Origin of the sequence: Nocardiopsis lambiniae (genome assembly GCF_031845465.1) — a bacterium.
Classification (GTDB): Bacteria; Actinomycetota; Actinomycetes; order Streptosporangiales; family Streptosporangiaceae; genus Nocardiopsis; species Nocardiopsis lambiniae.
In genome coordinates this window covers 195,384-215,760 of sequence record NZ_JAVREP010000009.1, presented here as the reverse complement: position 1 = coordinate 215,760, position 20,377 = coordinate 195,384, and the positions used below count along the sequence as shown (strand labels likewise).

Here is a 20,377-nt window from a genome sequence, read left to right as displayed (position 1 = left end):
ATAGGGGGTTCAGCCGGGAACGTAACCCCGGCGCTTGTCGACGACGTTGCGCGGTTCGCGCCCGTCCAGGTAATGGGAGAGCTCGTCCAGGAACAGGTCGACCAGTTCCTCACGCCAGCCGACGACGTCGCCGGACATGTGGGGGGAGACCACGGATCCCGGCCGGCTCCAGAGCGGGCTGGAGGCCTTGAGGGGTTCACGCTCGAACACGTCGAGCGCGGCTCCGGCGATGACGCCCGAATCCAGGGCGTCGACCAGGTCGGCCTGGTCGACGATGGGCCCGCGGGCCACGTTGATGAGACGGGCGGTCGGTTTCATCAGGTCGAGGAAGTGCCGGTCGACCAGGCCGCGTGTGTCGTCGGTGAGCGGGGCGGCGATGATGACGTGGTCGGCCTCGGGGAGTTCCCCGAACAGGGTCGGCTCGCCTCGGGGACCGCGTTCGGCGATGCCGGAGAGCACGACGGCGCCGAAGTCGGGGTCGCCGTCGCGAGCGCGACTGCCCGACGCACGCACCTCCATGCCCACGGCGGTGAGCAGGCGACCGATCCGTCGGGCGATGGGGCCGGTGCCGACGATGAGGACGCGTTTGCCCCCGACCCGTTCGGTCTCGCGGTGCTCCCAGCGGTGTTCGCGCTGGTACTCCCAGGTGCGGTGGAAGTCCTTGGCGTAGGCGATGATCAGGCCCAGGACGTATTCGGCGATGGGCTGCTCGAAGATGCCGCGCGAGTTGGTGACCACGACGTCGGATTCCACCAGGGCCGGGAACATGAGGTTGTCCACCCCGGCGGTGGCGGCGTGCACCCAGGTGAGGGTGTCGGCCTTGGGCCAGGCGGCGGCCAGGGCCTCGGAGAAGAGGTCCCAGACGAAGAGCACGTGGGTCCCGGGCAGTTTGGCGGCCAAGTCCTCGGCGGTGGCGTACACGACCCGGCCCAGAGCCGGGTGGTCGTCGATCCGTTCACGGCCGGGCGGCAGGTCGCCCTCACCGTGCAGGACCAGCAGCCGGGGGCGGTCGGGCGGGGACGGGACGGCACTGTTCACTGGGCTCGCGCTCTCCGGTCGGCGTCGTCTGTCGGCAACGCTAGGGAGCCGACATGGGATTGTCAACAATCGACAAACAGGCGCTTCCGGGAGGACCGGGACGCCGGGGCCCGCCTCGGTGGTGCGGCTTGTCTCGAAGAACGACTTGATCGTAAGATTGTCGACAATCAACAGTCCGCCGGGGCACCCGCGTCCCGGCGCGGAATCATCCGCGCGACCGCACCGTTGGACCGGACCGTCCGCGCCGACAGCACTCGTCCCGTGGTCTCCGGGCCTGTGAGGAGAGCCATGACCCGCGTCGGGTTCCTGTATCCCGGTTCCAGCGCCGAGGACGATTACAAGGCCTTCGAGGAGCTCCTCGGCAAGGACGTCGAACTCCCCGTCGTGCACACCCCGCTGCGCGACGACCGGCATCGCCTGGACACCCTGCTCGAAGCCGGCAGCGAGGAGTCCCTCGTCAAGGGCGCCCAGGAGATGGCCGCGCTGAACGTGGAGGCCGTCGTCCAGGCGTGCGCCGGCAGCGGCTTCGTGCACGGCTGGAAGGGGGCCCGCCGCCAGGTGGAGTGGGTCCGGAACACCACGGGGACCCCGGCGTCGAGCACCTCGTGCGCGTTCGTGCACGCACTGGCCCGGCTGCGGCTGTCGAGGGTGGCGATCGCCGCCACCTACCCCGACGAGATCTCCCAGCGGCTGGTGGAGTTCCTCTCCGAGGCCGGGGTGACCGTCGTGTCCGTGGCGGACCACGACGTCACCAGCGCCGCGGAGGTCGCCCACCTCGACCCGAACGAGGTGCTCGACTTCGTCATCTCCAACGATCACCCGCGCGCCGAGACCGTGCTCGTCCCGGACACCGCCCTGCACAGCGCCCACCTCATCGACCCCATGGAGGCCCTGCTCGGCAAGACCGTGCTCACCGCCAACCAGGTGAGCGTGTGGGAGGGGCTGCGGCTGGCCGGACGCACCGCGCCGCGGGCGGGCGGTCCGGGCATGCTGTTCCGTGCCGGATCGGCCGCCGTCACGAGCGTGCTGCCGCCCGGTTGACCTCGACGCCCAGCAGGAACCCCACCACACCGACAGGAAGACGCCCATGCCCGCCCACGGTCGACTCACACCGGTCCCCCGCAGATCCACCGCCGAGCTCATCGCCGAGCAGCTGCGTTCGGCGATCATGTACGGCTCCCTCGCCCCGGGCGACCAGCTCGGCGAGGCGGACCTGGCCGGACGGCTGGGGGTGAGCCGCGGCCCGCTGCGCGAGGCCATGCAGCGCCTCGTCCAAGAGGGCCTGTTGCGCAGCGAACGCCACCGAGGACTGTTCGTGCGCGAGCTGACCCCCGCCGACGTGCGCGACATCTACGTGGCCAGGCTCGCCGTGGAACGCGCGGCGTGCGAGCTGATCATGCGCGGCAACCGGGGGGAGGCCGTCGCCCGGCTGACCCCGGCCGTGCACCTGCTGGCGGAGGCCGCCGCCTCCGGCGACCGGAGTGCCATGAGCGACGCCGACCAGGAGTTCCACCGGACCCTCGTCAGCTGCGCGGGCAACACCCGGCTGGAACGCATGGCGCAGACCCTCCTGGTGGAGACGCGGATGTGCCTCACCGTGATGCAGACGGTCTACCCCGAACCCGACGAACTGCTGGAGGAGCACCGCCGCATCCTCGACGCCATAGCCGACGGTGCCGAGGACCGGTTGCTGGAGCTCATCGAGGCGCACATGAACGACACCGTCGAGCGCGTCAACGGGCAGGTCCCCGTCGATCCCCCCACCCCCTGAACCCTCACTCGACCGAGTCGTCCGGCATGGCGCGCGGCGGCCCTCCCGACCGGTTCGGTGAGGAACACCGGCGATCCGTCGCGCGTCCCGGCGACGCCGAGAACGGCGGGGATCTTCGCGCCCCTGCTCCGCACACGAGAAGTCGCACGGTCTCTTCGGGCGGCGAAGATCCCCGGACGAGGGATCACAGGCCGCCGATGCCGACGTACTTGGTCTCCAGGAACTCGTCGATGCCCACACGGCCGCCCTCGCGGCCCAGGCCGGACTGCTTGACCCCGCCGAACGGCGCCGCCGGGTTGGAGACCACGCCCTGGTTGAGGCCGACCATGCCCGTCTCCAGGTTCTCGCTCACCCTCATGGCCCGGTTGAGGTCACGGGTGTAGAGGTAGCTCACCAGACCGAACTCGGTGTCGTTGGCGGCGTGGACAGCCTCCTCCTCGGTGTCGAAGGTCAGTACCGGGGCGACCGGGCCGAAGATCTCGGTGGAGGACAGCTCGCTGGCGAACGGTACGTTCGCCAGCACCGTCGGCCGGTAGAAGTGGCCCGGACCGTCGCCGGGACCGCCGCCGACCAGGACGGTGGCTCCGCGTTCGACCGCGTCGTCCACCAGGTGCTGCACCTTCTGGCGGGCCTTGTCGTCGATGAGCGGACCCACGTCCACCCCCTCGTCCAGGCCGCGCCCCAGCCGCAGGGCCCCCATGCGCTCGCTCAGCCGGCGGGAGAACTCCTCGGCGATGCCCGCCTGGGCGTAGATGCGGTTGGCGGCCGTGCAGGCCTCGCCGATGTTGCGCATCTTCGCGAGCATCGCGCCGTCGACCGCCGCGTCCAGGTCGGCGTCGTCGAACACCAGGAAGGGCGCGTTGCCGCCCAGTTCCATGGAGGTGCGCAGCACCTGGCCCGCGCTCTGCTCCAGCAGGCGGCGCCCCACCCCCGTGGACCCGGTGAAGGACAGCTTGCGGATGCGACCGTCGCTCAGCAGGGGTTCGGTGACCGCGCCCGGATCGGTGGTGGGGATGACGCTCAGCACGCCCTCGGGCAGGCCCGCCTCGGCCAGGATCCCCGCCAGGGCCAGCGCCGACAGCGGCGTCTGGTGGGCGGGCTTGAGGATCATGGTGCACCCGGCGGCGATGGCCGGGCCGATCTTGCGGGTGCCCATCGCCATGGGGAAGTTCCACGGGGTGATGAGCATGCAGGGCCCCACCGCCTGGCGCATGATGAGGAACCGGGACCTGCCGTCGGGCGAGGTGGCGAACCCGCCCTCGATCCGCACCGACTCCTCGGAGAACCAGCGCAGGAACTCGGCGGCGTAGGCGATCTCGCCGCGCGCCTCCGCCAGCGGCTTGCCCATCTCCAGGGTCATGAGGACGGCCAGGTCCTCCTGGCGCTCCATGAGCAGTTCGTAGCCCCGGCGCAGGATCTCCCCACGTTCCCGGGGGGCGGTGCGCGCCCAGGACGGTTGGGCCCGGTGCGCGGCCTCCAAGGCGGTGAGCGCGTCCCCCTTGCCCGCGTCGGCGACCTCGCAGAGCACTTCGCGGGTGGAGGGGTCCTCCACCTCGAAGACGGCGCCCGACGCGGCGTCGCGCCACGTTCCGCCCACGAACAGTCGCTTGTCCACCTGTGCGACGACCCGTGCTTCCTGATCCGACATGTTCACCGCTCCCGGTCGAGACATCGTTGGGGTCAGACCTGCCCGGCGTGCGTCCCCTGGACACCGCCACGGGACGGATGTTTCCATAGCCGTGTCGATTGTCAACAATCCTACGGACATGCGCGACAACGAATCGAGGCATCGTATGGCGGAGCTCTCCCCTGTCCTCAAGCAGGCCACCCCGGTGGTCGCGGCACGAGGCGAGGGCGCCTACATCCACGACGAGGACGGCCGCCGCTATCTCGACTTCACCGCCGGCATCGGCGTCACGAGCACCGGACACTGCCACCCCCGGGTGGTGGCCGCGGCTCAGGAACAGGTGGCCACGCTCGTCCACGGCCAGTACACCACCGTGATGCACCGCCCCCTGCTGCGGCTCACCGAACGCCTCGGCGAGGTCCTGCCCGCCGGGCTGGACCGGTTGTTCTACGTCAACTCCGGCAGCGAGGCCGTGGAGGCCGCGCTGCGGCTGGCACGCCAGGCCACCGGTCGGCAGAACGCGATCGTGTTCCAGGGGTCGTTCCACGGCCGGACCATGGGCGCGGCATCGCTCACCACCTCCGGAAGCAAGATCCGGGCGGGCATCGGGCCGTTGATGCCGGGCGTGGTGGTCGCCCCGTTCCCGTACGCCTACCGACTGGGGATGCCGGAGGAGGAGGCCGTCGCGTACGCGCTGCGCGAGTTCGACGAACTGCTCATCACGGTGACCTCCCCCAAGGACGTCGCGGCGGTCTTCATCGAACCGGTCCTCGGCGAGGGCGGTTACGTGCCCGCGCCGGACGCCTTCCTGCACGGTCTGCGCGAACGCGCCGACGCACACGGGTTCCTGCTGGTCGCCGACGAGGTGCAGACCGGGTTCGGGCGCACCGGGACGTTCTGGGGGCATGAGCCCTCGGGGATCACCCCCGACATCGTCATCACCGCCAAAGGCCTGGCCAGCGGGTTCCCGCTGTCCGCGATCGCCGCGCCCGAGGCGATCATGGCCAAGGCGTGGCCGGGATCCCAGGGCGGGACCTACGGCGGCAACGCCGTCTCGTGCGCGGCCGCCCTGGCCACCCTCGACGTGATCCAGGAGGAAGGGCTCGTGGGCAACGCCGCGCGCATGGGAGACCGGCTCCGTCAGGGGCTGGAGAAGGTCGCCGCGGCCTCTCCCCTCATCGGGGACGTGCGCGGTCGAGGGCTCATGCTCGCCAGCGAGTTCACCACCGACGGGCGGCCGGACGGCGCGGCGGCGCTGCGCGCCCAGCAGGCGGCGGTCCGCCACGGGCTCCTCCTGCTGACCTGCGGCCCGGCCGGGAACGTGGTGCGGATGATCCCGCCGCTCATCGTCACCGGGGAACAGGTCGACGCGGCGCTCACCGCGTGGGAGGCGTCGGTGGCCGAGGCCGGCTAACCGGAGGCGATCGCGAGGTCGGCGAGCACGTGGACGCCGACCCCGAGCGGGATCAGCGCGGCGAGCACCGCCAGCGCCCGCGCGCGACCCTTCCATCCGTCCCCGAGCAGGAGGGGGACGGCCGGGCCCAGCAGCGTCTGGGTCCAGGCCGTCCCCATCATGTGCGTGAAGTGCTCGTGGTTCACGAGCTTGAAGACGCCCTCGGCGGCCAGGACCGCACCGAGCAGGGCGATCGCGCCCGCCCGCCACCAACCGTCCCGTTTCCGCCACACGGCCCCGGCCAGCCCGAACAACGGACCGGACACCGCGCCGGCCGCCATCCAGACCAGCGGGGCCCACAGGTCCTGCGCGCCGAGCCACATCAACGAGGTACCGCCGTAGTAGCCGATCACCGCGCCCCACTGGGTGAGCAGACCGGCCACGGCGCATTCCCACGGACGCGCGGCGGCCCCCACCGCCCCGGCCACGAACGCGGCCGCCGCCCAGACCGCTCCGGAGTTGGCCGGCCAGGCCACGGCATCGGGCAGCAGGCCCTGGGCGAGGATGGTGGCGATCCCGATGATCAGCCCGCCGGTCCCGGCCAGGAGGAACAACGCCCACAGGGGGAAGGTCCGACCGGGGGTCTCCCGGTCCGACTCGGTTTCGACGCTCATGCACGACCTATCGTGTTCACGCCGGTCCCCGGTTCCGGGCCACGTCCGGATGACAGGGGTCACACGCATAAATGGCACGAAGCCACTCCGGCCCCGTGATAGAGTCGGAGACGTCGCCAGGGAGGACCAGGTCCGCCAGGGCGACGACAACTGAACAACATGCACTCGTAGCTCAATGGATAGAGCATCTGACTACGGATCAGAAGGTTGGGGGTTCGAATCCTCCCGAGTGCGCCACCTTGAGACAGTGGCATTGCGGCCCTGAACAGCGGAAACGCGGTTCGGGGCCGTTCTGTGTGCGGTGTCGGTGCACACTCGGCTTCGGCATGGGAGCCAAGTGGACTCCAAGCCACACCAGCTCTGAGCTGCGGTTATTCCTGTGAGCTCCGGTGGGAGCCAACCGTTTCAGATGTTCGGCCGACTTTCGTCGGATTGCGATTACCGTATCCACGCCCCCAGAACCCCGCCCTTTGGCCCAAAGGTGGGGATCAGGCCTCCAGCAGGCCCTTCAAGGTCGATTCCCACCTGGGAGCGGAAAAACTCCGTACGGAGGATGTCCTCGTCCGGCGCAGGGCAGCGACCGCCTGTGTCCGGGCCAACGCTGAACCACCCGAGGTTGCACGTGGACGGTCCTGGCGGTCAGTCGGCCTTCTTACGCGGTGACACGACGGCCCAGGAGTCGGTATCACCCGGGTGTGCCGCCTGACCGGCCGCTCCCGCGTCACCCACCGCCGACGCCTCGACCTGGCCCCGCCCACCGAACCGGCCCCACGGCCCCCGCACCCGGCGGTCCTGACCCCCGAAGGAGCGGTCCCGAGTGTTGAGTCGGTGAACAGCGCCCCCTACGCCGACCTGCCGCCCGCCCAGATCTGGGCCCGGGAACTGGACGAGGGCCGCTACCACTGCTCGGTGGCGACCATGTACCGGATCCTGCGCTCCCACGGCCAGGCCGGAGAGCGCCGCCGCACCGCCACCCACCCGCCCAAGACCGTGCCCGAACTGCGGGCCGACGCACCGGGGCAGGTGTTCACCTCCGGCATCACCCGCCTCAAAGGCCCCCGGCCCCGGGAGTACTTCCACGCCTACGTGGTCATCGACATCTACTCGCGGTACGTGGCGGCGTTCACGGTGGAGCGGGCCGAGTCCGGGGCCCGGGCCGCGGAGCTGATCGCCGATCTGGCCGCCGCGAACGGGGTGGCGCCCGGGGTGGCGCACGCCGACCGGGGTGCGGCGATGACCTCCAAGGAGGTGTCCCAGTTGCTGCTGGACCTGGGGATCGAGCGGTCGCACTCGCGGCCCGAGAACTCCAACGACAACCCCTACTCCGAGGCGTAGTTCAAGACCCTGAAGTACGTGTCGGACTACCCGCGCGAGTTCGCGTCGTTGGCGCACGCGCGTGAGTGGTTGGAGGGGTTCATGGCCTACTACAACCACGAGCACCGCCATTCGGGGATCGGTTACCACACCCCGGCGTCGGTGCACTTCGGTACTGCCGAGCAGGTCCGTGACCAGCGAGCCCGGACTCTGGCCGAGGCGTACGCGGCCCACCCGGAGCGGTTCTCCCGCCGACCGGAACCACCCAGGCTGCCCGAGACGGTGTGGATCAACGACCCGGCCAAACGTCGGGAGGCAGCACCACAGACTTCATGACAAGACCGATGTCTCATTTGATTTGACATCTTCCGGGGCGGGATCGGCGGTTCGGCCACCTGGTGGTCCATCCGGCACGGCCACGCCTGCGCCTACCTGACGCGCCGTTTGGACGACCACTCCCGCGCCTCCGCGATCGCGGCGGTCCTGGGTGATGACCTCACCCCCGTACCGAACGACTGAGGAGGGGCGCACCCGAGGTCCGCCCCACCCGCCTCACCGAAAGCCCCGGACCGCGACGGCCCGGGACCCCGGCCATCCCACACACCCGGTGACAGACCAGACCGGACAACTGGCGCGCCCGCAACGACACCACGGATGAGGGAGCGCACACGGCCACCGGTAGCGACAGCAAGACCCGCAACCTTTAAAGACCGAACCGCGTCGAGAGGCAGGTCCGAGCATCTCCCGCATGGTCGAGTTCGACCGGCGCCCGAGCCGACCTGCGCAAGCCGCTCGGCGCGGACCGCCTCGGCAGGACACACGGGCAAAGGGCCCATCGGTGTCACGCACGGCCGTGCACGCGACACCGACGGGCCTTAGTTGTTTCCAGGACCAGCTCTCACCAGGAACGGAAGGTGGCCCCGGCGTCGGTGGACCGGGTCACCCTGTGGTCGGCGACCACGACGAGCTGCTCGGCGTCGGCGTGGAGTGCCTGTGCCTCCCCCTCGACCAGGCCGGTCGACTCCCAGGTCACACCGGAGTCCTCACTTCGGTGCACTCTCCCGTCCAGCGCCACACCGAAAACGACCTCCGTGTCCGGAACCCAGTCGACCAACGCCAGGGGCGGTGCCCCCTCGACGGGAGCGAAGGCCGCCCCGCCGTCGGTCGAGCGCATCAGTCCGCCCTGCGTGGTGGCCATGACGGTCCGGCCATCATCGGCCATCGACAGGGAGAACGGTTCGATGCCGTCGTCGAGCGTCTCCCAGGTGCTTCCGTCCTCGGTTGCCTGGAGGCTGCCGTCGAATCCGACCACGCGCTCGGCGTTCGCGACCAGGGCGTGGAAGTCCGACTCCCCCGCTCTGGAGAGGGACTGCCAGGTCGCCCCGCCGTCGCGGGACTCGATCAGGCCCACCGGGTTCGGCATGTCGAAACCCTCGTGGGGGTGGCCGCTCGCCACGTAACGTCCCGGTTCGGCGACCGAGAAGCCCATCAGGTCGATGTCCGGGCCGATCCGCTCCGGCACCACCGACTCTTCTCCCGGCCCCTCTGGAGCCGGTAGGACGTAGAGGCCCTCGTGGGAGGCGACCAGGATGTCACCGGTCTCGGGATCGACCCCGACCCCGTGGACGTGCGACACCGCCGTCGGTAGCTTGATGCCCACCACTGCGGATTCCGGGTCCCCGCCCTGTCCCACACCGCCGGAACCGGCCGACGTACACCCGGCCGACGCGACGACCAGGCCCGCGCTCACCACGACGGCGACCGCCAGCCGAGGCCTCTTCTTCAAGTTCACTGCTTCGTCCCCATCCCTCATCCGGACATCGTGCAACGCGGAACGGGTGCCGGGCGGGCCGCCCGGCACCCTCGACGGGCGGGTCAGTGCCCGCTGTGGCTGTCATCCTCGGGGGACGATTCCTCCGCGCCGCTGTCGCCACCACCGGTTCCGAGCATGTCGTTCATCTGCTCGATCTCGGTTCGCTGCGCATCGACGATCTCCTGCGCCAGCTCCTGGGCCTCAGGGTCGGCACCCTGTTCGATCTCGGTCTCGGCCATGGCGATGGCACCTTCGTGGTGCTCGATCATCATCTCCAGGAACATCGTGTCGAAGGCGTCGCCCTCGGCCTGCTCCAGGTCGGCCATCTGGTCCTCGGACATCATGCCGTCCATGCCGCCGTGGTCCATTCCACCCATGTCGTCCATGGGCTCCTCGCCCCACGACTCCAACAGACCGGTCATCTGGTCGATCTCGGGACCTTGGGCCGCCTCGATCTCCGCGGCCAGCCCCCGGACGTCCTCACCGGCCCGGGTCTGGGCCAGCTCCGACATCTCCACGGCCTGCTCGTGGTGCGGGATCATCATCTGCGCGAAGCTGACGTCCGCGTCGTTGAACTCGGTCGCACTCTGCTCGGAAGACTCCGGCGCCCCGGTCGTCGACCCGTCCTCGGCCCCGCCGCAGGCGGCCAGGAACACGGCTGCAGTGACGGCGACGGCCGCCGGGGCGAGGGCACGCTTGTACACGCTCATAGTCGATTCTTCTCTCTCCGTGGTCATTTCGCCGCGCGCGCGAACCAGCGTCGTCGTAGCGGCTGTGGTGCACGTGTCACGACAGACGTCGCTTTCGGACCGGCCGGTCGACATCCGCCGATCGGCCTCCTATATGCGGAACACCTGTAACTGCGTCAGAGAGAGGGCGCCGGGTGGAGGAGAGAGGGTCCGGACGGATCGGCGAAGCAGGCACACCGCGCGCTGCGGCGCCTCGGGCCAACGGTGGAACACCACCGCGGCCACGCCCAGCGGTGTGATCGCGGCAGCCATGATCGCCAGGCACATCAACGTGGGATCCATGGGAGGCGGATCGGTGTCGACGGCGGAGTGGGCCGGCTCCGGTGCCGTGGCCATGGCCATGGCCATGGCCACCGTCTCATGGCCTCCGCCGTGCTCGTCCTCATGCGGATGGCCGAGCGTGTGCATGGCGCCCACGCCCAGCACCAGCGCCGCCAGGAACAGGATTCGCACCCAAACGAGTCCTACGCGACGGCTCCGCCATGACGTGGACAACGGCATAGCCGCAGGGTAATACCACTGTCTCCGCGGCCTCGGTGATCGCGATCCGCCACGACGCCGGAGCGAGACGCCGAAGACCGCGCAAACGTGTTCCACCCTCTCTCCTCCTATCTCGGTTCGGCCGACACCCGTCAGGGACGCCGGGCGCCGACGAAGTGCTGCGCCCAGTAGTCGGCGAGCCGCACCTCGGAGACGGTCTTACCGCTGCTGGGGGCGTGGACCATCAGGCCGTTTCCGACGTAGAGGCCGTTGTGGCCAAGGTCGGGGAAGAAGAACAGGATGTCGCCGGGCTGGATGTTCTCCCACGAGACCTGGTTGGGCAGGTCGTACTGGGTGTAGGTCGTTCGGGGGATGCTCACCCCGGCGGCTCCCCAGGAGGCCTGCGTCAGTCCGGAGCAGTCATAGCCGTTGGGACCCGTTCCACCCCACAGGTACGGTGTGCCGATCTTGCTGTAAGCGAAGTCGATGGCGGCACGCGCGTTGCCCGAGGCCGAACCGGTGTAGGTGGGGGCGTCCCCTCCCTCCGCGGCCGTCTCACCCGCGTTGACAGGGCTCTCCCCGCCGAACGAGGCCAGGAGTTCCTCCTGCTCGGTGAGGCTGGAGTCCACCTCTTCCTTCTGCTCCTCCAATTCCTCCAACAGCTCGGCGGCCTCATCGCGGGCGAGCTCGGCCTCGGCTTTGAGGGCGATCAGGCGCGCGTCGCTCTCGGCGAAGGCCTCCAGCTCTCTCCTGTTCGACTCGGAGAGGTAGGACAGGTCGGCGGACTGCTCGTAGATCTCCTCGGGGTTGTCGACGAACAGCGAGGTCCGCACCGAGTCGGGGTCGTTGGACTGGTAGCTGGCGCTGGCCAGCCGGGCCACCTTCGTCTGGAGCTCCTCGTAGTGCTCCTCCTCCGAGCCGACCTGCTCGTCCAGTTCCTCGGCCTTGTACTCGGTGACTTCCAGGTTCTCCTCGGCCTTGTTGTACTCCTGCACAAGGGTGCTCGACTCCTGGAGGAGTTCTTCGATCCGCTCCTCGACCTCCTCACGAGTGGGTTCGGGTTCGGCCTGGGCCACGGCGGAGGGAAGGAGCAGGCTTCCGATGATCGTGAAGACCAGACCGGAGAAGATCCGTTTTCTGGCAGCAGTGCGGCGGTCGTTCTTCATGAAGGCCTCATAGTCAGGTACCGCGCTCACCGAAGCGCGGAAATCAGGGGAAAGCTCAAGATGGGGGCCGACACGGCGCAGCTCTCTGGTGTCGGGGCGGCGCGCGAGTGCTCGGCGCGAGGGCGCCGGAGGCGCGCTGATCAGCCCGGGTCGCCGAACGGTCGGCAAGGGCAGCCGTTCAGAGAGCGGCTGGTCCGGAACCGTTCGGGGCGCCGGGAATATCGCGCGCACGACAGGCGAACACGCACACGCGCGTGTTCGGTCGGGTGTGCTGGGTCGGCCCGTCTACACCCGGCGCACGCACAGGGACACGAGTGCCCTGGTGCCGCCGAGCGGAAGGGTGCGGTGGTACCAGGGGGCGCGGTGACCGGCGACCGGGCGCGGTGAAGGCAAGAGGGGGCCGACGAACGCGAAGACGCCGAAGCCCAGCAGCGTGGATGCCGACAGCGATCCCACGCGCTGGTCCGACAGGACGTCCGCGCCGTCATCGCACGCATCGTGCTCATGGCTGTGCACGGTGTCGGAGGAAGCCCTCACGTGCTCAGACGCGTGACTGGACCCGACCGGGGACGCGACCCCGTCGGCGGCCGAGGCCGCGTGGGGGTGGCACAGGGAAATGGTCACAACGCCCAGGGCCAACAGCATGGTGAGGACCGCTCTGATCCAGAGCGGCGTCACTGACGTCGGTGATGCTATGGGCACGAGTGACAGGCTACCGAAACTGTCAAGGAACCATGATCAGATCGGAGACCGACGACCCCAGGGCTGGGGCGGCCCGCCAAGGGTGGGCCGCCCCTGTTCAGCCGCCCGGGCCAGGCATCCGACCAGGCAGACAGGGACGCTAAGAGCTGGCCGGTAGGCCGGTGGCGGATCTCGTTGCGGTTCTCGCCCACGCCCACCGGATGAATCCGCACGCACCGGTCTCGTACCGGATCGACCCGATGAGGGGAACACGCGCCGCTCATCGGTCAGGCCAGAGGGGTGGGTCGGGCGTCGCGGCATGGGGAGGCATGCTCACGGTCTGCCGGTACGCCAGAGTTCAGATACCCCGACCCCCGCCTACACACCTCCCGAACGCGGGGCTGCGCGTGATGAGCACGTGTCAAGACACCTGACACGTCCCGAGAAAATGTTAAGTTCATCCAGGATTCTTAACACGTGGCGTGGATATGTCGAAGGAGTCGACGCATGCCCTGGAGCCCTGACGTTCCCTTCAACGACCTGCCCCCGCTGCCGCCGGCCGGCCTCGACCTTGAGCCCAAGCCCGTGCTGAAGTCGACCATCGAAGCCCGAACGGCACTGGCCACACTCGCCCAGGCCGGCCGACTGCTGCCCAACCCCAACGTCCTGATCCACGCCGTTCCGCTGCTCGAAGCGCAAGCCAGCTCCGAGATCGAGAACATCGTGACCACGGCCGATGAACTGTTCAAGCACGCCGACTCCGGCGGGGGAGACCACGCCACCAAGGAGGCGCTGCGCTACCGCAGCGCACTGTTCGCAGGAGTCGAATCGATCAGGAACCGGCCGCTCACCTCCGCGACGGCTATCCGGATCTGCTCCGAGTTGCAGGGCCGGGAGATGACCATCCGCGCGGTGACCGGCACGCGCATCGCGAACCCGACCACACGGCAGGTCGTGTACGCCCCGCCCGAGGGCGCCGACCTCATCCGCGAGAAGCTGTCGGCCTGGGAGCGGTTCGTTCACGCTGAGGACGACCTCGATCCGCTGGTGCGCATGGCGGTGACCCACTACCAGTTCGAGGCGATCCACCCCTTCCACGACGGCAACGGACGCACCGGCCGCGTCATCAACATCCTGATGCTGATCGAGGCCGGTCTACTGCACGACCCGATCCTCTATCTCTCACGCGCCATCATCGCCCGCAAGAACGACTACTACCGGCTCCTGCGAGCCGTGACGGCCGACGGCGCCTGGATCGAATGGGTCCTCTACATGCTCGACGTCGTCCGCGACTCCGCGGTGTCGACGACGCAAAAGATCGGAGCCATCCGCACGTGCCAGGAGGACATCGCCGAGCGGGCTCGTGCCGCCACCCTGGGTGGTCGGGACGCGCGGTTCTTGGCCGTGCTGTTCGAGCAGCCCTACTGCCGTATCAACCTTGTCGCCGACCGGTGCGAGGTCTCGCGCCAGACCGCGTCGTCCTGGCTGCACGCCCTGGTCAAAGCGGGGCTTCTCCGCGACGTCAAGGTCGGTCGCGAACGCCTCTTCGTGAACCATGAGTTCCTGGACGTGTTGACACGCCCCGAGTGAGCCGACACAAGCCACGATCGGCGATCACGGTCGAACACGTTGTCCGCAAACGCCTGTTCGTTGAGCCCGGCGCGCTCGCGAGGCCGCCCTGAAGTCGGCGCCGACGTCGTCCGGCGACTCATGCGGGTTGCCCTGTTTCTGCGCGAGTGTCGTCGATGTCGACCTGGTGGGCATCTTCGATGACCCCTTCCGTAGGTACATCGAAACAGAGAACCCACTCAACTGCCGGAACTGATGCCGGGGAGGCACGATGGCCGACAGGGCGCTGTTCTGTGCGTTGCACGGAACCATGGAGCCCCACCCCTGGTACGACCCCGCCACCGCCGACCCCTACATCCTGTTCCACGCACGGTCCCACACCCGCCGATGGCTGGCCGCGCCCGACGACGGAAGGCCCGAAGCGGGGCTGTGGGGCATGAACGACGCCGGCCTGGACCCCCTCGACGAGGACAGCCGGCGGCTGTGGTTCCAGGTCTCCCAGCAGCCGCTTGCCCGACCTCGCCGGGCGGTGCCCGCCCAGCAGATGCTGGACTGCGCCGGGGCGGTCGCCGACCGCGTGGGGCGGCTCGACCTGGAGGCCGCCCAACTGCTCGTCCCCCTCCAGGAGTTGCCCCCGGGACCTCACGAAGGCGCCTACGGCGACCTCGTGAGCGCACTTCCCTGGTTCGCTGAACTTCCCGCCCGGGCCCGCACCGCCGTAACGGTCAGCCTGGACTCCGGAACCGGCACAGAGGCCGCCGACGCCGCACCGGCCATGGTGGAGCGGCTGCGCGAGATCCGCCAGCAGGTCTTCACCGACATCACTGCCGCGCCCGGCCGAGACGCGGCCCGCGGGCTGACCCCCGGGATCCCCGACTTCCCGGCCGTGGGGGCTGAGGGTCACCGCGCCACCTTCGAGGGATACCTGGCGGAGTGGTCCTGCGAAGCGACCGGATGGCTGATGGCCTTGATCTGCGAGGCCGCGATCGAGCAGGGAGTGCGCGTCCCCGTAGTGGCCACCATTCGACTGAGCCCGCGCCCCGGCGGGTGAGCGTGCGGCCTGACACGATCCTGCGAGCCAACCCGGGGCGATGGGACAGGCTCCACACCTTCCGACTCCGTGTACCACTGCTGTACCAAGGTGGACCATTCCGGCTCAGGGGTGTTCCAACGCGGACCAGGGCCGAACCACGATCCGGGAACACGTGCCATCGCATCCCCGCCTTGTTCGTACAGTAGACGAAGCTCTCAGAGCAGTGGCCGGGGAGATAGCGGGCGAAGCCTTCGAAGAATGAGAATTAGGTCCTGCGCTGGGACGCCCGGTCCCGACGTGGGTCGGCCACAAGTGGAGTACGCCCGCACGAGCCGCCAGGGCCGACCATCTGAACCCCAGGGGGAACCGGGTATCTCGCACCGAAGTACCGAGCTTGGGTCGCCGCGTCGGGACGAACTCCTTCGGCACCACATTTTCCGTTGTCCTCGTTCGAGGACCTTCGAGGTTCGTCCTCGAACGAGGACACACGGAGACCGTCATCGCACAAGGACAGTGCACCAGGGAAACAGCGGACCCTTGTGAGCGGCGTCGTGTCGACCATCGTCGACGACCAGGGCGGCCCTGTGGGCGCTTGTTGGTTTCCTACTTGTTTGACACAATCAGCATCATGTCCGAGACGACGTACGGCATCGGTGAAGGGCCGGCGACCCGGGTCAGTCTTTCCCTGCCCGAGGGGACCGCGGAGGCGATCCGGACCCGGGTCGGCAAACGGGAGTTCTCCGCGTTCATCGCCGCGGCCGTCGAGCGGGAACTGCGGGGACAGGTGCTGGACGAGTACCTGGCCGACTACGAGAGTCGCAAAGGCCCGGTATCCGAGCAGGCGAGGCTGCGGGCGCGGCAGGTCTTCGACGAGGTGTTCGCCGAGGAGGACCAGTGGCCCGCCGTCGGCTGAGCCACGAGGGGACACTGGTCCTGGACAGCGAAGGGCTCTCCAGGCTGCTCGCCGATGACGAGACCGTGGTGGCCCTGGTCGCCGAGGCGCGCTCGCGCGGCATGGAGGTGATGATCTGCGCGCTCACCATCATCGAGGCCGTGCACACCCGAACGAACAAGGCCCGACTGAACTGGGTGCTGTCCGGTTTGCGCACCGTCCCGGTGGGCGATGAGGAGGCGAAGGCCGCTTCGGCGCTGTTGATGGGGGCCGGGCTGCACGGCCACACGTACGCCATCGACGCGGCCGTGGCCGAGACCGCGCTCCGGCAGCACCGTCCCGTGGTCATGCTGACCTCCGACATCGACGACATGACCAAGCTCTGCGGCGACCGGGTTCGCCTTGTCTCCGTGTGAGCCACTATGGGTTGCTTCGATCCGACAAGCTGTCCGCTCATTCCCCGGCGGGACATCAGGCGTGAATGGGGGCCTCGCCCTGGCCTTACCCGCGAGACTCTGTGGGTTTCGTACGGCATGGCCTGCGTAGCGGCTGCAAGGCCATCTCGCGCCCGCCGTCTGACGTCGGTCATGGGACTCGAACCGGTTCCCAACGCATGAGGGGCGCAAGGGGGCGGAGCCCTCATGAGCTGCTCGGGAGACGGATTCCGGCGGTGTGGCGAATGCGTGGCGAAGGGTGGCTCTGGCTGGGTTGATGCGGTATCACTGACCTGGGCTTATTCATGGGATTATCGGATCACTACGGATCAGAAGGTTGGGGGTTCGAATCCTCCCGAGTGCGCCACCTTGAGACAGTGGAGACCTAGCCCTACCTGGTAAAACAGGTGGGGCTTCGTCTTTTTCGGCGCACTTCTGCGGGGATGCCACAAGCCGCTGGTACGTATTCGGTACACATGCCGCCGGAGCGACGGGGGTCAGGCTGCGCGCGCCAGGGTCCACGCGACCTGCTCGGTACGCCGGGCGTCGATGACGTCGGCGACCTCGTCGAGGCGATCGGGCCACAGGTGCCCGTAGGTGTCCAGGGTCATCGACGGCTTGGCGTGCCCCAGCATCCGTTGCACCACGTACACGTCCGCCCCGCCGGAGATCGACAGCGACGCAGCCGTGTGCCGGAGCTTGTGGATGGTGAGGCCCATGTCGTCGAGCCCCGCTTCGGTGCGGGCCTTGTTGAACTCCCGGTTCCGCCGGTTGCGGATGCGCAGGGGCTTGCCCCGGGCGGTGCGGAACACGAGGGTGTCGGGGTCCCGGCCGACGACGAGGGGGTTCCCCTCGGGCGGAGGCGCCCAGGAGGGTTCCGGGTCTGTGGCCGAGGCCCCGGTCCGGGGGAAACCCCCCGGGCCCGGGGCCGGAGTGTTGCCCGCCTCCACCCCCTGGACCGGAGGGGACGACGCGCCCTGCGGCCGTGCCAGGGCCCCCGCCAGACACACCCCGGCCCGCAACAGCGTCAAAGGACCCGAAGGACACGCGCCTGGCGGCGGGCGGGGCGGGGCGGGAGCGGGGAGGGTTCCGCTCAGCGGGCGCGGTGGAACTCGGTGAGCAGCACCCCGTCCCCGTAGGCCGTCGCCCCGGCGAACCTCCACGACGACTTGTCCGTCGTCTCGCCGAACAGCCTGCGCCCGTGCCCCAGCAGCACCGGGAACGTCATCAGCCGGATCCCGTCCACGAGGTCGTGCTCGATGAGGCTCCGCACGAGGCCGAGGCTGCCCGGGACGGAGATCTCCCCCTCCACTTCCGCCTTCAAGCGCGTCACGGCCTCGACCAGGTCCCCCGAGAGCACCGTCGTGTTGTTCCACTCCGGACCGGTGAGCGTGTTCGAGACGACGTACTTGGGCATCCCGTTGTACTTGTCCGCGAGCGCCCCCTCGTACTTCGGCCAGGCCGCCGCGAACCCCTCGTACGTCCGCCGCCCCAGCAGCAGCGCCTCCGCCCCGAACGCCTCGTCCTCCTTGAACTTCTCCCCTTCCGGACCCCGCTCGACCTCGAAGCTCCAGTTCGGATACCTGAAGTCCTCACCGCCCGGCGCCTCGGCGACGCCGTCCAGGGACACGAACTCGGTTACCACCACCCGCCCCATGTCAGGCCTCTTTCCCGGCGAACGCCCGCAGCACCGGCGCGAGCACTTCGGGCGCCGCGCTGTGGTTCTCGCCCGGCACCACCTCCAGGGCCGCCGTCGGCAGGTGCTCGGCGACCGCCCGCGCCCCCGCCGCCAGGAACGGCCAGGTCGCGTCCCCGTGCAAAACCAGCACCGGTACGTCGACCCGGTCCCACAGGTCCGCGCGCAGCGGTCGGCCGGACATCGTGTCGCCGATGTTCCTGCCGTCGTAGGCGATCGTGTGCGCGATCGCCTCCAGCCCCGGCCACATCTCGCTCTCGCGCATCCCACCGACGAATTCCCCCGGCATCCCCACGGCCGCCGTCATGAACAGCTCCACCGCGTCCCCCGGCCGCCCCGCGGCCACGGCCGCGTCGAGCCGCTCCACGTAGTCGTCCGGCAGCGGCGGCCGAGAGCCGTCGACCACGACCGGCGGCTCGAACAGCACCAGCCGCGCGACCGGCGCCCCCGCCTGCGCCGCGTTGAGCGCCAGGTGTCCGCCCGAGGACCACGCGAACACCGTCGCGGGCCGCCCGCCGCCCTCCTGCCCGATCACCGCGGCCAGGTCCTCGACCTCCCGCTCCACGGCGTACGGGGCGGTGTCACCGCTCTCACCCCGGCCGCGCCGGTCATAGTCGACCACCCGGAACCCGTCGGCGATCAGCTCGCCCAGCCCCGCGTTCTCCAGGGTCGTCGCGCGGTGGGCGGTCGCCCCGCCGACGATGACGATCGGATCGCCCTCGCCCCAGGCGGTGTAAGCGATGACGGTGCCGTCGGCCGAGGTGGCCGTTCCTTCAGACATGTCGTGCGGACCCTTCCCGTGTCGTCCGCGGTGCTCGTCCACCGCGTCGACGCCAGATTAGGGACCGGCCGGGGGCTCGGTCTTGTACAGAAGCGACATCGATCCGTCGGCCTGCTGGAGCTCGGTCGCCGTGCGGCCGATGAACCGGCGCAGTGAGCGGGACAGGTGCGGCTGGTCGTAGTAGCCCAGCCGGTGCACCACGTCCAGCGGCGCCAGGCCCTCGCCGAGCAGCACCGCCGCCTCCCTCGCCCGTTCGATCTGCCGGATCGCACCCTGGGTGAGCCCGGTGGCGGTGGCGACGCGCCGCTGCACCGATCGGGTCCCCACGCGGGCGATCCCGCCCCACACCACCTCGTCGACCAGCGGGTCGCGCGAGATCATCCCCTCCCGGGCCAGCCGCACGACGAGGTCCTCGGCACTGTCGAAGTCCGGGATCTCCCACTCCCGGCCGCCCAGCGCGAACGTGCGCTCGGTGACGTGAGGGCTCTCCGCAGCGGAGTCGACCAGCCGGGGCAGGGGTGACAGCACGGTCCCGTGCGCGAAGATGATCCCCAGCGACTCCGAGTCGCCCGCGAGCTCGACGGTGGACGCCGCGGTCTCGGGCCCGCGGACGGCGGCGCGGACCGCGCCCCCGTCCTCCCAGAACACCAGCTCCCAGGTGGACGTCGCGACCGAGGTCATGGTCCCCGTCCCCGACGCCCGCCCCCGCCAGACGAGCGCCACGTGGGGCGAGTCCGACACCCGGTGCTCGCTCTCGATCGCCATGACAGCCCCGCCTTCGCACGTCCGATCCCGTGGTGCCCATCCTTCCCGACGGCACCGTCGCCTGCTCCAGGCAGGATGCACCGCTAGAGCACCACGGATGCAGGTACTGAGCAGGAGACCGTACCCGATCCAGGTGTACTGACCACAGAGGTCAGATACAGCCCGGCAGCGATTTGACAGCGAAAGAGGGCCTCCGACATAGGTGTGGATCGTCGAGATCAACACCTGAAGAAGGTCAGGAGGCCCTCCGTGGCCCACACTACCCACGCCAACGGCCGCGATCAGGACGGTCGCCTCGTAACGGCTGGTAAGACGGTCATGCCGCGCGGCCACAGTGCCGGCCTTGGGCCGCCCCGAGTGAACTCCTTCGGCATTCTGTGGATTTCGTGTGACACAGGGGTCGCGGCGCAGGAAGAGCCCTTTGAGACGGCCCGCGGACATCGTCTGACTCAGGTCAGTGCAGGCGGGAGGCATGGACGCGGTGGACCGCGCAGACCCTGC

Annotated in this window: 21 protein-coding genes and 1 tRNA gene; 10 read left to right on the top strand and 12 right to left on the bottom strand. The window is 69.5% G+C overall.

What is annotated here, in order from left to right; all coding sequences use genetic code 11:
- Nucleotides 1-9: 9 nt before the first annotated feature.
- Nucleotides 10-1,038, bottom strand: coding sequence for a D-2-hydroxyacid dehydrogenase (locus RM479_RS15665; protein WP_311512455.1), 1,029 nt, complete (start codon nt 1,036-1,038; stop codon nt 10-12).
- A 288-nt stretch (nt 1,039-1,326) separates the two neighbouring features.
- On the opposite strand from RM479_RS15665, the gene RM479_RS15660 reads away from it, so the two are divergent.
- Nucleotides 1,327-2,079: a maleate cis-trans isomerase family protein gene (locus tag RM479_RS15660; RefSeq protein ID WP_311512454.1), complete on the top strand. Its 753-nt coding sequence runs from the start codon at nt 1,327-1,329 to the stop codon at nt 2,077-2,079.
- A 46-nt stretch (nt 2,080-2,125) separates the two neighbouring features.
- Complete coding sequence (locus tag RM479_RS15655) at nt 2,126-2,809, top strand: GntR family transcriptional regulator (protein ID WP_311512453.1); 684 nt, start codon at nt 2,126-2,128, stop codon at nt 2,807-2,809.
- Nucleotides 2,810-2,993: 184 nt separating this feature from the next.
- On the opposite strand, the gene RM479_RS15650 is transcribed toward RM479_RS15655, so the two are convergent.
- The gene (locus RM479_RS15650) at nt 2,994-4,457 is read right to left on the bottom strand and encodes an NAD-dependent succinate-semialdehyde dehydrogenase (protein WP_311512452.1); all 1,464 of its coding nucleotides are present in this window, start codon (nt 4,455-4,457) and stop codon (nt 2,994-2,996) included.
- A gap of 145 nt (nt 4,458-4,602) precedes the next feature.
- Between RM479_RS15650 and RM479_RS15645 the strand changes: the two genes are divergently transcribed.
- Entirely contained in the window at nt 4,603-5,850 is a 1,248-nt protein-coding gene (locus tag RM479_RS15645) for an aspartate aminotransferase family protein (RefSeq protein WP_311512495.1), read from the top strand.
- Here RM479_RS15645 and RM479_RS15640 read toward each other — a convergent pair.
- Nucleotides 5,847-6,503, bottom strand: coding sequence for a DUF6518 family protein (locus RM479_RS15640; RefSeq protein ID WP_311512451.1), 657 nt, complete (start codon nt 6,501-6,503; stop codon nt 5,847-5,849). The two genes, RM479_RS15645 and RM479_RS15640, sit on opposite strands and share 4 nt — an antisense overlap.
- A gap of 161 nt (nt 6,504-6,664) precedes the next feature.
- On the opposite strand from RM479_RS15640, the gene RM479_RS15635 reads away from it, so the two are divergent.
- The 3 genes from RM479_RS15635 to RM479_RS15625 all read left to right on the top strand — a co-directional run bounded on the left by RM479_RS15635 (nt 6,665) and on the right by RM479_RS15625 (nt 8,153).
- A tRNA-Arg gene (locus RM479_RS15635) sits at nt 6,665-6,740 on the top strand.
- Nucleotides 6,741-7,196: 456 nt separating this feature from the next.
- The gene (locus RM479_RS15630; protein WP_311512450.1) at nt 7,197-7,838 is read left to right on the top strand and encodes a DDE-type integrase/transposase/recombinase; all 642 of its coding nucleotides are present in this window, start codon (nt 7,197-7,199) and stop codon (nt 7,836-7,838) included.
- Between the two features lie 9 nt (nt 7,839-7,847).
- Nucleotides 7,848-8,153 carry an integrase core domain-containing protein gene (locus RM479_RS15625; RefSeq protein ID WP_311512494.1) on the top strand — a complete coding sequence of 102 codons (306 nt, stop codon included), beginning with the start codon at nt 7,848-7,850 and terminating at the stop codon, nt 8,151-8,153.
- Nucleotides 8,154-8,715: 562 nt separating this feature from the next.
- On the opposite strand, the gene RM479_RS15620 is transcribed toward RM479_RS15625, so the two are convergent.
- From RM479_RS15620 to RM479_RS15600, 5 genes are all read right to left on the bottom strand, one after another.
- Nucleotides 8,716-9,603, bottom strand: coding sequence for a F510_1955 family glycosylhydrolase (locus RM479_RS15620; RefSeq protein WP_397222275.1), 888 nt, complete (start codon nt 9,601-9,603; stop codon nt 8,716-8,718).
- 89 nt (nt 9,604-9,692) lie between these two features.
- The gene (locus RM479_RS15615) at nt 9,693-10,340 is read right to left on the bottom strand and encodes a DUF305 domain-containing protein (protein ID WP_274811763.1); all 648 of its coding nucleotides are present in this window, start codon (nt 10,338-10,340) and stop codon (nt 9,693-9,695) included.
- A gap of 129 nt (nt 10,341-10,469) precedes the next feature.
- Complete coding sequence (locus RM479_RS15610; protein WP_311512448.1) at nt 10,470-10,832, bottom strand: DUF6153 family protein; 363 nt, start codon at nt 10,830-10,832, stop codon at nt 10,470-10,472.
- Nucleotides 10,833-11,011: 179 nt separating this feature from the next.
- A complete protein-coding gene (locus RM479_RS15605; RefSeq protein WP_274811765.1) occupies nt 11,012-12,025 on the bottom strand; it encodes a C40 family peptidase in 1,014 nt (337 codons plus the stop codon).
- Between the two features lie 285 nt (nt 12,026-12,310).
- On the bottom strand, nt 12,311-12,562 hold the full coding sequence (locus tag RM479_RS15600; protein ID WP_311512447.1) for a hypothetical protein: 252 nt from the start codon (nt 12,560-12,562) through the stop codon (nt 12,311-12,313).
- A gap of 651 nt (nt 12,563-13,213) precedes the next feature.
- Between RM479_RS15600 and RM479_RS15595 the strand changes: the two genes are divergently transcribed.
- The 4 genes from RM479_RS15595 (at nt 13,214) to RM479_RS15580 (ending at nt 16,616) form a co-directional block, all read left to right on the top strand.
- On the top strand, nt 13,214-14,296 hold the full coding sequence (locus tag RM479_RS15595; protein WP_311512446.1) for a Fic family protein: 1,083 nt from the start codon (nt 13,214-13,216) through the stop codon (nt 14,294-14,296).
- 250 nt (nt 14,297-14,546) lie between these two features.
- Nucleotides 14,547-15,326: a hypothetical protein gene (locus RM479_RS15590; protein ID WP_311512445.1), complete on the top strand. Its 780-nt coding sequence runs from the start codon at nt 14,547-14,549 to the stop codon at nt 15,324-15,326.
- Between the two features lie 610 nt (nt 15,327-15,936).
- Nucleotides 15,937-16,221, top strand: coding sequence for a hypothetical protein (locus RM479_RS15585; RefSeq protein ID WP_311512444.1), 285 nt, complete (start codon nt 15,937-15,939; stop codon nt 16,219-16,221).
- Nucleotides 16,203-16,616 (top strand): DNA-binding protein, encoded by a 414-nt coding sequence (locus RM479_RS15580; protein WP_311512443.1) that lies wholly within the window; start codon nt 16,203-16,205, stop codon nt 16,614-16,616. Before RM479_RS15585 ends, RM479_RS15580 begins: the two co-directional genes overlap by 19 nt.
- A 515-nt stretch (nt 16,617-17,131) precedes the next feature.
- On the opposite strand, the gene RM479_RS15575 is transcribed toward RM479_RS15580, so the two are convergent.
- The 4 genes from RM479_RS15575 to RM479_RS15560 all read right to left on the bottom strand — a co-directional run bounded on the left by RM479_RS15575 (nt 17,132) and on the right by RM479_RS15560 (nt 19,876).
- Nucleotides 17,132-17,665, bottom strand: coding sequence for a tyrosine-type recombinase/integrase (locus RM479_RS15575; RefSeq protein WP_311512442.1), 534 nt, complete (start codon nt 17,663-17,665; stop codon nt 17,132-17,134).
- A 62-nt stretch (nt 17,666-17,727) separates the two neighbouring features.
- Nucleotides 17,728-18,282 (bottom strand): dihydrofolate reductase family protein, encoded by a 555-nt coding sequence (locus RM479_RS15570; RefSeq protein ID WP_311512441.1) that lies wholly within the window; start codon nt 18,280-18,282, stop codon nt 17,728-17,730.
- 10 nt (nt 18,283-18,292) lie between these two features.
- A complete protein-coding gene (locus tag RM479_RS15565) occupies nt 18,293-19,111 on the bottom strand; it encodes an alpha/beta fold hydrolase (protein WP_311512440.1) in 819 nt (272 codons plus the stop codon).
- A 57-nt stretch (nt 19,112-19,168) separates the two neighbouring features.
- The gene (locus RM479_RS15560; RefSeq protein WP_311512439.1) at nt 19,169-19,876 is read right to left on the bottom strand and encodes an AraC family transcriptional regulator; all 708 of its coding nucleotides are present in this window, start codon (nt 19,874-19,876) and stop codon (nt 19,169-19,171) included.
- Nucleotides 19,877-20,377: the final 501 nt, after the last annotated feature.

What these genes read in the sequence shown, in the direction of transcription:
- RM479_RS15660 (WP_311512454.1), top strand. Translation starts at nt 1,327, where the DNA reads ATGACCCGCGTCGGGTTCCTGTATCCCGGTTCCAGCGCCGAGGACGAT.
- RM479_RS15655 (WP_311512453.1), top strand. Translation starts at nt 2,126, where the DNA reads ATGCCCGCCCACGGTCGACTCACACCGGTCCCCCGCAGATCCACCGCC.
- RM479_RS15650 (WP_311512452.1), bottom strand. Translation starts at nt 4,457, where the DNA reads ATGTCGGATCAGGAAGCACGGGTCGTCGCACAGGTGGACAAGCGACTG.
- RM479_RS15645 (WP_311512495.1), top strand. Translation starts at nt 4,603, where the DNA reads ATGGCGGAGCTCTCCCCTGTCCTCAAGCAGGCCACCCCGGTGGTCGCG.
- RM479_RS15640 (WP_311512451.1), bottom strand. Translation starts at nt 6,503, where the DNA reads ATGAGCGTCGAAACCGAGTCGGACCGGGAGACCCCCGGTCGGACCTTC.
- RM479_RS15615 (WP_274811763.1), bottom strand. Translation starts at nt 10,340, where the DNA reads ATGAGCGTGTACAAGCGTGCCCTCGCCCCGGCGGCCGTCGCCGTCACT.
- RM479_RS15605 (WP_274811765.1), bottom strand. Translation starts at nt 12,025, where the DNA reads ATGAAGAACGACCGCCGCACTGCTGCCAGAAAACGGATCTTCTCCGGT.
- RM479_RS15595 (WP_311512446.1), top strand. Translation starts at nt 13,214, where the DNA reads ATGCCCTGGAGCCCTGACGTTCCCTTCAACGACCTGCCCCCGCTGCCG.
- RM479_RS15590 (WP_311512445.1), top strand. Translation starts at nt 14,547, where the DNA reads ATGGCCGACAGGGCGCTGTTCTGTGCGTTGCACGGAACCATGGAGCCC.
- RM479_RS15585 (WP_311512444.1), top strand. Translation starts at nt 15,937, where the DNA reads ATGTCCGAGACGACGTACGGCATCGGTGAAGGGCCGGCGACCCGGGTC.
- RM479_RS15565 (WP_311512440.1), bottom strand. Translation starts at nt 19,111, where the DNA reads ATGTCTGAAGGAACGGCCACCTCGGCCGACGGCACCGTCATCGCTTAC.
- RM479_RS15560 (WP_311512439.1), bottom strand. Translation starts at nt 19,876, where the DNA reads ATGGCGATCGAGAGCGAGCACCGGGTGTCGGACTCGCCCCACGTGGCG.